The 11,064-nt window shown below is 52.5% G+C and carries 13 protein-coding genes; 3 read left to right on the top strand and 10 right to left on the bottom strand.

All coding sequences use genetic code 11. The features are described from left to right. Positions 1 to 134 precede the first annotated feature (134 nt). The 5 genes from B212_RS0108245 to B212_RS0108225 form a co-directional block, all read right to left on the bottom strand. A complete protein-coding gene (locus tag B212_RS0108245; protein WP_019910103.1) occupies positions 135 to 1,970 on the bottom strand; it encodes an extracellular solute-binding protein in 1,836 nt (611 codons plus the stop codon). 165 nt (positions 1,971 to 2,135) lie between these two features. Next, positions 2,136 to 3,029 (bottom strand): carbohydrate ABC transporter permease, encoded by an 894-nt coding sequence (locus B212_RS0108240; RefSeq protein ID WP_019910102.1) that lies wholly within the window; start codon positions 3,027 to 3,029, stop codon positions 2,136 to 2,138. A 15-nt stretch (positions 3,030 to 3,044) separates the two neighbouring features. Beyond that, entirely contained in the window at positions 3,045 to 4,004 is a 960-nt protein-coding gene (locus B212_RS0108235) for an ABC transporter permease (RefSeq protein ID WP_019910101.1), read from the bottom strand. A gap of 328 nt (positions 4,005 to 4,332) precedes the next feature. Next, positions 4,333 to 5,241, bottom strand: a complete 909-nt coding sequence (locus tag B212_RS0108230) for a fumarylacetoacetate hydrolase family protein (protein WP_019910100.1) — start codon at positions 5,239 to 5,241, stop codon at positions 4,333 to 4,335. A gap of 29 nt (positions 5,242 to 5,270) precedes the next feature. Further along, complete coding sequence (locus B212_RS0108225; RefSeq protein WP_019910099.1) at positions 5,271 to 6,152, bottom strand: SMP-30/gluconolactonase/LRE family protein; 882 nt, start codon at positions 6,150 to 6,152, stop codon at positions 5,271 to 5,273. Positions 6,153 to 6,304: 152 nt separating this feature from the next. Here B212_RS0108225 and B212_RS0108220 point away from each other — a divergent pair, with 152 nt between their 5' ends. Continuing rightward, positions 6,305 to 6,940 (top strand): GyrI-like domain-containing protein, encoded by a 636-nt coding sequence (locus B212_RS0108220; protein WP_019910098.1) that lies wholly within the window; start codon positions 6,305 to 6,307, stop codon positions 6,938 to 6,940. A gap of 34 nt (positions 6,941 to 6,974) precedes the next feature. Here the strand turns inward: B212_RS0108220 and B212_RS31060 are convergent, their stop codons facing one another. From B212_RS31060 to B212_RS0108200, 4 genes are read right to left on the bottom strand one after another with little or no spacing between them, the layout of a single operon-like run. Next, positions 6,975 to 7,424, bottom strand: a complete 450-nt coding sequence (locus tag B212_RS31060) for a hypothetical protein (RefSeq protein ID WP_028530686.1) — start codon at positions 7,422 to 7,424, stop codon at positions 6,975 to 6,977. After that, positions 7,421 to 7,639: a hypothetical protein gene (locus B212_RS33080; protein ID WP_028530685.1), complete on the bottom strand. Its 219-nt coding sequence runs from the start codon at positions 7,637 to 7,639 to the stop codon at positions 7,421 to 7,423. The genes B212_RS31060 and B212_RS33080 overlap by 4 nt, the downstream gene beginning before the upstream one ends. Before the next feature lie 41 nt (positions 7,640 to 7,680). Continuing rightward, positions 7,681 to 8,343, bottom strand: coding sequence for a polymer-forming cytoskeletal protein (locus B212_RS0108205; protein WP_019910097.1), 663 nt, complete (start codon positions 8,341 to 8,343; stop codon positions 7,681 to 7,683). Next, on the bottom strand, positions 8,336 to 9,022 hold the full coding sequence (locus B212_RS0108200; protein WP_019910096.1) for a hypothetical protein: 687 nt from the start codon (positions 9,020 to 9,022) through the stop codon (positions 8,336 to 8,338). The genes B212_RS0108205 and B212_RS0108200 overlap by 8 nt, the downstream gene beginning before the upstream one ends. Before the next feature lie 527 nt (positions 9,023 to 9,549). Between B212_RS0108200 and B212_RS0108195 the strand changes: the two genes are divergently transcribed. Then, on the top strand, positions 9,550 to 9,888 hold the full coding sequence (locus B212_RS0108195) for a sigma-70 family RNA polymerase sigma factor (RefSeq protein ID WP_019910095.1): 339 nt from the start codon (positions 9,550 to 9,552) through the stop codon (positions 9,886 to 9,888). Next, positions 9,840 to 10,091, top strand: coding sequence for a hypothetical protein (locus tag B212_RS31055; RefSeq protein WP_051128162.1), 252 nt, complete (start codon positions 9,840 to 9,842; stop codon positions 10,089 to 10,091). The genes B212_RS0108195 and B212_RS31055 overlap by 49 nt, the downstream gene beginning before the upstream one ends. A gap of 105 nt (positions 10,092 to 10,196) precedes the next feature. Here B212_RS31055 and B212_RS31050 read toward each other — a convergent pair whose 3' ends face one another. Then, on the bottom strand, positions 10,197 to 10,805 hold the full coding sequence (locus B212_RS31050; RefSeq protein ID WP_019910093.1) for a 50S ribosomal protein L25: 609 nt from the start codon (positions 10,803 to 10,805) through the stop codon (positions 10,197 to 10,199). Between the last annotated feature and the right edge of the window lie 259 nt (positions 10,806 to 11,064).

Genomic DNA, 11,064 nt, shown 5'->3' with positions numbered 1-11,064 from the left:
CGCAGCTCCCTCTTCCCCTTTGATGAAAGCGTTTTACCCGCTGATCCTAGAATACCAGATTTACCCTCAAACGAACAGAATAAGGCAGAGCAGCTTCATCACCGCCCTGCCTTGCTCCTGCCCTTCAGACCATCTTATTTCACACTTTTGCGGGCTTCGAACAGCTCTTCTGCTTTCTTGACCGAGAAATCCATCACGTCGGCATAGCCGAGGCCGTTCACTTTGTCATGCATTTCTTTGTTCAGCTTGTCGAATTCGGCCTGATCCTTGGCAAAGACCATTTTCCAGGAAATCTGCTGGATGACCGTACCGATTTGTTTATTTTTCTGCTCCACTGTTTTGTCCATCGTCAGCGGCTCTTTGCCGGTGAAGCCCTGAGGTGCAACGGCAAGCAGATTATTTTTCTCAAAATATTCCTTCGGCGTCAGCACGCCCATCTTTGCTCTCCAGTCGCTGTCGAGCTTCGACGGGTTGCGTTCCAGTGAGGTTTTCCACAAATTGTGGTCAAACGGCTCATTCGTCTGCGGATTCACCATCGCCGGAACAACAAAGGAGAAGTTCATTTGATTCGAGCCATAGTAGTAGTCGCCGCCGCCGTATTCTTCAGGAACCTTAGTGTTCTGCTGATCGGCATACGCTTTCCAGCCGAAGTCGGTCACCACCGGCTTGCCGCTGCTGTCAATATCCCAGGTCAGCCCCTTCGGCCCGTTCGGAACCGCAGTACCGCTGCCCGCCGAGATCATTGCGCCTTCCGGGGTGTACATCCAGTTGAGGAACTCCATAATCCGCGCCGGGTCCTTGGCCTTCGCGCCGATAGCGATTATACCGTTGCCGCCGTAGACATTGAAGCCTGTGGAATACATCAGCTCATCCTTGAACGGTACAAGGGCGAAGCCTTTGCCTGCCGCGGTTCTTTCGGGTGTGTTGTAGTTGGCAGCGCCCAGCCACGGGAACCAGGAGAAGAGCAGCCGGCCATCCTTGTATTTGGCTACAACATCATCGAACTTCTGTGTCAGCGAGTCGGGATCAAGCAGGCCCATTTGATTGGCCTCATAGTACAGCTTCAGCGATTTCATATACCAGCTATCGTCGGAGAGGAAGTCATAATATTTCTCTTCATCTGCTTTGACATACAGCGCAGTGTCAGGAATTTCGTCATAACCCATCATGTTGGCGAACTGCTTCGCCAGCGTCATTTTATAGTTGCCGTCCCAGTCGGACCAGAGCGAGAAGGCATAGGTTTTCTTGCCCTGCTCATTTTTCGGCTCCAGCTCCTGCATCTTCTTCAGCACCGGCAAATAATCCTCAATCTTGCTGATTTCCGGTGCCCCGATTTGCTGGTACAGGTCCCAGCGCAGGTCCGGTCCCCAAGTCATATCCTTGCCTTCGGACGGTCCGGACGGGTTGGTGGCCACGTTGTTTCCGATGCCGTAAACCGCATTGCCCCCGCCAAAAGCAACCTTGGCCTTCTCAATGGCTTTCGGGAACTGCTTCGTAATTTCAGTGCCGTATTTATCCAGCAGGCCATCCTTGGTCCAGTCCAGCAGCAGGTTCCCCTTGATTGCATTCGGATAATGGTTCTTATCATCGCCGAAGACGATAATATCGCCAAGGTCGCCGGAAGCCATCATTGCCGAAATCTTCGTGTCCCCGCCGGTCAGGTTGGAGGCGACGATATCCAGCTCGATGTTGAACTTGTCTTTGATGATCTTGGCGAACCAGCCGGTTTGCGGACCTGCGTAGTTAGCCGTGGTCGAGAATACCGTCAGCTTCAGCGGTTTGGAATGGTCGAGCGCTCCGTCACTTGGCGCCGTGGTTTCAGCCGCACTGTTCGTTGCCTCAGCCGCAGGCTTATCCGTGCTCTCCGCCGTATTCGTCTTGCCCGAATTTCCGTTTCCTCCGCCGCAGGCCGCCAGCACAAACACCATGATTGCCGTCAGCAGAATGAGCGACATTTGTCTGAACCTCATTGCTTCATACCCCCTAAAAGTTTTGGTAAGCCTAATCGTCTTGAATCACTTCGCAAAACTGTCTTCGAAAGCATCTGCTTAAGTTTTGGTAAGCCTAAATATGCTAAGTTTAAGCTCCCCCTGCTGGCAGAGCCGAACTCCAGTCCTGCATGCCTTGCAGACCGGTCAGCCTTTGACTGCGCCGATCATAATGCCCTTGACGAAAAACCGCTGGAAGAACGGATACACAATCAGAATCGGCAGCACGACGATCATTGTCACCGTCATACGAACCGAGGTCGGCGTCTGCATATTCTGCACGCTGGCCGCCATATCCGGGGAGCTGCGGATGAGCGCCGCCAGCGAGCTGGACTCGTTCAAATACCGCCAGAGCAGGAATTGCAGCGTAAAATATTTGGTGTCCGTCATCAGGAACGCCGTATCCACGAACGAATTCCACTGATTGACGGCCGAGAAAATCGTGATTGTCGCCAGGATCGGGGTTGTAAGCGGTACGATAATGCTCCAGAATGACCGCAGATAACCCGCTCCGTCCATCGCCGCCGATTCCTCCAGTGAGGGCGGGATGGCCTCAACGAAGGTTTTGACCAGAATGATGTTGAATGGTGTAATAATCGTCGGCAAAATATACGCCAGATAGTTGTTGGTCAGATGCAGATTGTGCATCGTAATGTACCAGGGAATCAGCCCTGCGCTGAAATACATCGTAACCACAATGCTGCGGTACCAGATCTGCCGGCCCCACATCTCTTTTTTGGTGAACAGATAGCCAAGAAATGCGGAAGCGCCAACTGTCAGGAGCGTACCGACCACAGTCCGGTAGACCGACACCAGCGCCGCATGGCTAAGTCCGCTGATCCGCAGCACCTTGGAATAATTGTCGAAATGGATCTGCTGCGGATAGAACTTGATGTACCCCGCCGAGCTGAGATCGTTCGAGCTGATCGTATTGATGAATAGATAATAGAATGGATAGATGCAGCTCAAGGTGAATATCCCAAAGAGCACATAGATGATTCCCTGGAACAGAACATCGCGGGTTTTTAGCTTTTTACGCAACTGGAATCACCGCCTTTAAATGATAGATTCATCGCGCACAACCTTGGACAGCGTATTGGCCCCAAACAGCAGGATGACACTGACAACCGACTTCAGCATACTGACCGCTGTGGCGAACGGAAAATTGTTGGCAAATGCGATATTGTACACATATAAATCCAGCACCTCTATCGCATCCTTGTTCATCGCGTTCTGGAAGGCGAAATACTGCTCCATGCCGTTATTGACGAAGTTGCCGATGGAGAGCAGCAGCAGGACGAAGAAGGTCGGGATGATACCCGGAACGGTGATGTGCCAGATTTTGCGGAACCGGCTCGCCCCGTCCACCTCTGCCGCTTCGTACAGCTCCTGATCAATCCCTGCAATCGCCGCCAGATAGAGAATGGCTCCCCAGCCCAGCGACTTCCACCAATACCAGGCAATCATCGTCACCCAGATATGCGAGCTGGAAGCAAGGAAATTGAAGCCTTCATCCACGATGCCCAGTTGCACCAGAAAATTGCTCACTACCCCGTTGTCTACGGAGAACAGCGAGAATGCCAGCGCATACACCAGAATCCAACTGATAAAATTCGGAATCGTCGTCAGCGTCTGCACCATTTTGCGGTACCAGCCGGCCCGGATTTCGGTCAGCAATATCGCGAAAATCACGGGGAAAATGGAGGTGATCAGTCCAAGGGAGCTCATCGCCACCGTATTTTTCAGCACGCGCAATACTTCCTCAGTCTGCGTCGGATTGGCGACAATGGTCCTGAACCACTTCAGCCCGACATACGGCGTGTCCGAGAGCGGAATGCCCGGGATGAAATCATAGAAGGCATAAATCCACCCGCTGATCGGCAAATAGTAGAAAATAAAGGTCACAACAAGGAACGGAAGCGCCATGAGAAACAGCTTATGTTTGTTCTGCAGCTTCCTGCGGGATGGACGGACCGGTTCCACACCGCGAAGCAGCTCGCCAGAAGGTACCCCCATATCGAAATCTCCTCTATCCAGATTTTTGTTTACGCTTTCATTTTATAGGTAAAAGCTCTGCCTGCGGGAGGGAGGACAGATAGCGCTTCTGTGAGAGCCGTAAGACAGCTTCGGACCATTTTCACAGGCCAGCGGACCATTTTCCCGTTCCCCAAAAGAAAAGGAGCCGCCCATCCGCAGATTTCTGCAGATGAACAGCTCCTTCTTTTATATACTCAGCTTATGAATGCAAGTACTTCTCAAGACCGCTGTCGTCTGCTCCGCGCATTGGCGGTAGCCTTGTAGCCTTGGATGGAGTCTCCGAGGTTGGAGGTTGTCCTGCTTCCGCTTATTCAGCGGTCATCCGGTTCGTTAAGCGTCCCAGCTTCTCAATCTCCACCGCAACCTCGTCACCCGGCTGCAGATAAATCTGCTTCTCCGGCGGATAGCCCATAACGACACCCTCGGGAGTTCCCGTAAGAATAATGTCGCCCGGCGAGAGCGTCATGCAATGGGAGATGTAGCTGACAAGCTGCTTGCAGTCAAAAATCATATCCGCGGTACTGGATTGCTGCCGCACTTCCCCGTTCACCGAACACTGGATACTCAGCAGTCCGGGATCGCCCACCTCATCCTTGGACACCACATAAGGACCGACCGGTGCAAACCGGTCGCAGGATTTGCCCGCAAGCCACTGGCTGGTGCGCGTCTGCAAATCCCGGGCGGACAGATCATTGGCGGCAAAATAGCCGAACACCGCATCCAGCGCCTCTTCCTCGCTGACATTCTTGACCGTCCGGCCAATGACAATGCCAAGCTCCGCTTCATAGTCCACCTTCTGTGTGGAACGCGGAAGCGGCACTTCCGCTCCATGACCCGCCAGAGCATTCGCGAACTTGCTGAACAGAATCGGGTATTCCGGCAGCGGCATTCCCGTCTCTTCGGCATGCCTGCGGTAATTCAGTCCGATGCAGATGATTTTGCCGGGATCGGGTACGCAAGGAGCAAATTCCAGATGGTCTTCATTTCTGTAAAAGGACATCGCCCCCACGCCGCTCAGAGGCAGGCGGTCCACGAACTCACGCAGGCGGCGCAGCGCCTCCGCCCCTCCATCGAGCACTTCTCTCAGCGTTCCGGGCGGAGTTGCTGCCGTTCCTTCCGGCATGGCACTTACCGCCGCCGCCACATCCAGGATGCCCTCGTCCCTTTTTACGCCTAACCGCAATTCCCCTGATTCCCAAAAGTTCAAAAGACGCATTCCCGCACTTCTCCTCTCAACAATTAGTCTCAGCCCGGGAACAGATTAGCTCTTACTCCCTTAATGCCCGGGTTAGCCTTGAACAGTCCGCCTGCCAGCGGCCAGCGCTGCAGCTCCTCCTGGCTCATGCCGCTGCGTGCCGTGGTAATATACAGCTCGTCCAGATTGCTGCCGCCGAAGGCACACGAGGTTACAAGATTTGCCGGAACATCGACCTTTCCGAGTTGCTCTCCGGTATGCGGATTCCAGCGGGAGACACAGCCGCCATTCCAGTGAGCCACCCAGATCATGCCTTCGCTGTCAATGGTCATTCCGTCCGGTCCGCCCGCGCCTTGCGGCAAATGAACGGCTGCCCGGCGTCCGCTTACCCTCCCGTTATGGGGATCATAATCCATCACATCCACCCGGCGGGTCTGCGTATCTATGTAGTACATCAGGCCACGGCTGTCATCCCAGGCCATGCCGTTTGAGATGCCTATGCCGGACAGCACCTGCCGTACCTCACCGCCCTGCTCCAGCACATACAGGCTTCCCGCATCCTTTTTGCCTTCCATGCTCATCGTGCCGAACCACAATCTGCCTCTGCTGTCGCATTTGGCATCATTCAGCCGGTTGCCGGGAACGCCGGTCTCTACCGCCGCCAACAACTCCAACGGCTGATCCTCCTTGTACCGGTAGATCCCGTCCTGCAGCGCCAATACCCAGCCTCCGCCGGTGGCCGGAACGGCTGCACTGACCATCTGGTCGAAGGCATAGATTCTCTCGCCGCGCGTCTTCACATCATAAGTCCGCAGCTCCCTGCCCTCAATATTGACCCAATGCAGTCTGCATGCCTCCGGGTCCCAATGGGCGCCTTCGCCAAGCACCACCTTTGCGTCTAATACCAGTTCAGCCTGCTTTACCTCAATCAATGGAAATCCTCCTAAGCACACTCCAGAATATGACACTTCACTTTTCATTCTACCTGCGCAAAGATTATTTATCCACTACCCGCTAATATGACAGACGGCTGTCCAGTTAGGCATGATAAGCTGGAGACAACAACTGACCGTGGAGGTGTCCTATGAAATATGAATGGAAAAAGCAAGACAAAACGCTCTATCTCCCCGCTGCCGAGCCGGCGCTGATCACTGTGCCCGCCCATAACTGCTTCATGCTCCAGGGTGAAGGTAATCCCAATGGCGAAGATTTTACCGAAGCAGTGGGGGTGCTGTACTCCCTCTCTTATGCCATTAAGATGCTGCCCAAAAAAGGTCCGGCACCGGAAGGCTACTATGAGTACAGCATTTTCCCGCTGGAAGGCATCTGGGATTTAAGCGAACAAGGACGCAAAGAAGCCGTCCTCAACAAGGACGAGCTGGTATACACACTGATGATCCGGCAGCCGGATTTTGTCACCCCCGTTCTTGCCGCTGAAATTATCGGGAAGGTGAAGATCAGCAAGCCGCACCCGCTCTTAAATAAAGCCGCCTTCGGCAGCTCCGAAGACGGCTTGAGTGTACAAATGCTTCATGTCGGTCCTTACGACGAAGAGCCGGACAGCTTCATGAGGATGGAACAATACTGCAAGGAACACGGGCTGCAGCGGGTATCCAAGTCTCACAGGGAAATCTACATCACGGACGCCCGCAGGACGCAGCCGCAGAAGATGAAAACGGTGCTGCGCTTCCAGGTATCCCGGGAGAACTATATAAGTTGAGCTTTAGTTTTTATGCTTACGATGCCAGCCGGATCTAATGTCCGGCTGGCAGGTTGCCCTCCGCCGAGGCATCCATCTTCTGGCGGCCCATGAAGCAAGCAGCCGCTAGCGCCAGCAAGGCCGGAACCATAGCCCAGAGAAAGGTGCTGGTGATGGAGTAAGACAGCCCGCTGGTAATTTTGTTCAGAATCTCAGGCGGAATTTGAGCCCGTGTCTCCGGGGACAGCAGCACATGCGGATCTTTGAAGTTCATTGCCATGCCAGTAGTGCCGCCGTTGTTTGAAGCGAATATTTCCGCCAGCCTGCTACTGAGATAATGGCTCTGAATGATGCCGAACGTCGTAATCCCGATGGTCATGCCCAGTGAACGGAGGAAATTCAGCGTTGCGCTGGCTGAGCCGCGCTGCTGTGGCGTCAAGCCATGAATGGCCGCTGTGCTGAGCACCGAGAACGAAGCGCCGATACCAAGCCCGATTAAGATCATGTACAGTGTAACGGGCAGACGCGAGGATTCAGGGACAGTGTTGCCACAAGGCCCGTCCCCGTGACCCAGACGAATTTGTCCATCCCGCCGAGTTCACCGACAATATTGCCCATCGCCGTGGCGACGATGGTGCTGTCCATGGAGGCCATAAGAATCCCCAGCAACAGACCGGCAATCACGACGCCCAGATTGGGCGTTTTTTGGGCTGAGCTCACAGTCTCCACTCCTTTATCTCTTTTGTCTCATTCGTTACTTTTTACAGCTTTATCCGGTAGTTCACATTGGCCTTCTCATGAATCTCCAGCGATTCACGGTACTCCACCCTATCAATATTACAGTCCGTGCCGATGATAACCCGGTTTCCTCTGACAATTCCCGCTTGCGTTCCCTGAAGGTCCACCTCGTCGCCTTCAATTAATCCAGCCGTGAAGGTGGGCCGGCCCGGATGCATCAGCGCTGCGCCAATTTTTCGTTTGATTGCAATGCTTCCGGCTCTGGCTTCGGCGGCATGGCTGGGACCGTACAGCGACAGCTCCACATTCTCCGCATTCAGCACTCCTTCTACCTGAAGCGCACCCGTCACGCGGATTTCTTCGGCCTCGCAGTCTCCCGCTACGGACAAGCTTCCAGCCAACTTGATTTCTTCAATATGCAGGTCACTGCCTGCCCGAACCTCCCCTTGTCCACTCAAGGATTCACCGTCAATGCTTCCCTTCACTGTGCATTCTCCAGTCAATTTGACCTTCTCCATCCGCAGATTGCCATGAACCCAGGCTTCACCCGTCAGCTTAAGCTTCCCGCAATCGACATCGCCGTGGAACTCGCATTCCCCCACCACCTTGACATCCAAAAAGCTTCCGCCGCTCATAGTAGAATTCCCCAGAATCTTCAGATTTCTGCGTGCCGCTGTCTCATTCACCAGTCTTCACCTCCTGGCCTACTACTGCTCCGGGATGCACAGTCAGTCCCGTAAGGTATTCCACCCGCCCGATGCTGCTCCCTTGCCCGATAATTACTATGTTGCCCCGTACAACCTCGGCGGTGGTGTTCTCCACATCAATAAAATCACCCTCAATATACCGTACATTCAGCTCCGGTCTGAGCTTCGCGATAAGGCTGCCCGCCAGCTTATTCAAGCCCCCCGGGCTCCCCTGACGAACAACCAGGCTTTCCACATCCATTCCCTTCATCCTGGTTTGCCCCTGCAGCTTGAGATTCACTCGTCCCGCGCTGAGCAGGCCGTCAATTGTAATCACTCCGTCGCCGGTGAAATCCTCCAGCTCGCAGTCGCCCTTGACATTAATGACCCCGTTCAGAGAGCAGCTCCCGCCCTGCATACTGCCTTCTACCGTAAGCATCCCGTCGTGTTTTATCGAATCTGCCTGCAGGCCGCCTTTTATTTTCAGGTTCCCGCTTACCTCCATTTCGTCCACCGCAAGACTTCCGCCGAGCTTGATAAGACCGTTGCCTTTAAAAGTTCTTGCCGTCACCGGCCCATTAATCCGGCCTACCCCATCCAGAATGACATTGTTGTACAGCCCTCCAGCCGCTCCCCCAAGTCCCGCAAATTTCAAATCCGGCACATTTCCTTTGTCCATCACGAGCATCCTCCCTGATTTTACAAACTCACTGCGTTCGTCTCCTATTCCGCACTTCAAATTGTATTCCATGTCAAAAGCGCGGACCTCCGCCTGAAGGATGATTTGAGCTCGGTCAGTAAACCTATTTCTTGCCCGTTCCTTTTGTTCCGCCCCCATTAGAGCGAAAGGGAGTGATATCCTTCGTTTTCTATATTAGGTGAACAGGAAAAAGAATAAAAGGGCAGAAGTGCGGAGGGGAAGTTTGGAACTGGAGGAGCGATAGCGTTCGCCTTTATGGTTGGATTTCTACCGCAAATAGCGGTTTAAATCAGGAAATCCAACCATAACAGCGACCGGAAGTCCAAACATTTCCCGCAGTTACGACCAGACCCATTATGAAAATACAAAGTACAACTTATCTACTCCTCTTAACAAGCTCAAAACAAATATGATATGATTGATAGGAACAAATGTTCTTATTTAGGTTGTAAAAACATTCCTTTTATTGCCCTATATATACAATCGGAGGAGAGAGGAGAAAGAACATGAGTCAAGCAACTCACATTTATGACTTCTATAGAAGAGAGATCTATCGCATAGGGTGGAGGGTCCAATACCAGGCGAAGAAAGTCAGAACCAGAGAATGCCCTCTGTATGATTACGAGCCTTCGAATATCAATTTCGCCGCGATTTCCGAACAAAAAATATGGGTAGAGCAGCTTATGCAGGATTTACCCCCTCAAGGAAAAGTGATCATCGAAAAAATATATCTGAAGGGCCTTACCGAAGCGGAAGTGGCCAAGCAGCTAAATATCAGCCAACAGGCGGTGAACAAATGGAAACGCAAAATGATTCACCAATTATCTCAGATCTCGAATTGCTAGAATTGCTGCAGGCAGCCAAGCACAAGGAACCCCTTGCGATGCTCAAGCTTATCGAAATTTATAATGAAGATATTGTGCGCATCAGCCAATACATTAAAATGCCCAAAGAAGACGCCATCTCTGCAATTATTGTAGAATTTCTGGATTTGCTTCAAGCGACTGAGGTGCCCGCGGGGTTATGCGATCAGGAAGATTCACTGTGACTTACATCCATTAATTTGGTAAAAAATTCACGCAAAAGAGCAGACAAGTCCTTTCCAGGAACTGTCTGCTCTCATGATCTGCTGCTTATCTTATATTCAAAAGGCTTACTCCGCTGGCTTGTCCACACTGGAAGCTGCTGCTACCGGTTCGGTCTCTGTATCGTCAGACTCTTCCGTAGCGGCTGGAGGCGCAATCCGTACAATCAGCGTATCTCCCGGGGTGAGGATTTCCCAGCCTTCGTGCTTAGGAAGATCGGAAACGAGCAATTGATCGCCAATGTCCAGCCCGCTGATATCCACGTCAAAAGTGGCAGTCAGCTTATCCGGCAAGGTGCGGATATCCAACTCGTGCAGTTCGACCTGCTGAACGCCGCCATTCTTCACGCCAGCCGCCTCTCCGCTGAAATGGAAGGGAACCTTGGTATGGAGTTCGGCCTTCATGTCAATCTGGTGAAGATCCACATGGATCAGCTTGCGGGACAGCGGCTGGCGCTGCACTTCCTGGATCATCACATTTTTCGAGCCGGAGTCCGGCAATTCCACCGTAAGGATAGCGTGCGGGTTTTTGCCCAGAATCTCGTTCAATGTTTTGGCTTCGGCTGCAAAGGACTGGCTATCTGAACCTGCACCGTAGACGACAACCGGTACAAAGCCTTTGCTCCGCTGTGAAGACGACGACCCGGATCTTTTTGTCAAACGTACTGTGGTATTCATGATAATTCCTCCTAAAAGTTTGTAAGCATACGCTTAGTTGCGTTAGCATATCCTCCAACAAAAAAAACAAAGACCGATTAGATATGTAGGTCTAATCAGTCCCTTGTTACCCATATTCGCCTACTGTTGAACAAGTATAGCACTGTGGACAAACCAAGTCAAAATAGGGTGATCTTCAATTTTAACCCATAATTCTGTCAAGTAGAAACGGATACCGTCCTTAAAAGGACGGTATCCGTTTCAGCGAGAAATAGAAGGA

The sequence above is a fragment of the Paenibacillus sp. HW567 genome (assembly GCF_000374185.1).
In the GTDB taxonomy this organism is placed as follows: domain Bacteria; phylum Bacillota; class Bacilli; order Paenibacillales; family Paenibacillaceae; genus Paenibacillus_AQ.
Note: the sequence above shows the minus strand (reverse complement) of the source record. Positions and strands in the feature narration are given on the sequence as shown.

Coding starts and splice junctions, on each gene's coding strand:
- B212_RS0108245 (WP_019910103.1), bottom strand. CDS start 1,970: ATGAGGTTCAGACAAATGTCGCTCATTCTGCTGACGGCAATCATGGTG.
- B212_RS0108235 (WP_019910101.1), bottom strand. CDS start 4,004: ATGGGGGTACCTTCTGGCGAGCTGCTTCGCGGTGTGGAACCGGTCCGT.
- B212_RS0108230 (WP_019910100.1), bottom strand. CDS start 5,241: ATGCGTCTTTTGAACTTTTGGGAATCAGGGGAATTGCGGTTAGGCGTA.
- B212_RS0108220 (WP_019910098.1), top strand. CDS start 6,305: ATGAAATATGAATGGAAAAAGCAAGACAAAACGCTCTATCTCCCCGCT.
- B212_RS31060 (WP_028530686.1), bottom strand. CDS start 7,424: ATGATCTTAATCGGGCTTGGTATCGGCGCTTCGTTCTCGGTGCTCAGC.
- B212_RS0108200 (WP_019910096.1), bottom strand. CDS start 9,022: ATGGACAAAGGAAATGTGCCGGATTTGAAATTTGCGGGACTTGGGGGA.
- B212_RS0108195 (WP_019910095.1), top strand. CDS start 9,550: ATGAGTCAAGCAACTCACATTTATGACTTCTATAGAAGAGAGATCTAT.
- B212_RS31055 (WP_051128162.1), top strand. CDS start 9,840: ATGGAAACGCAAAATGATTCACCAATTATCTCAGATCTCGAATTGCTA.
- B212_RS31050 (WP_019910093.1), bottom strand. CDS start 10,805: ATGAATACCACAGTACGTTTGACAAAAAGATCCGGGTCGTCGTCTTCA.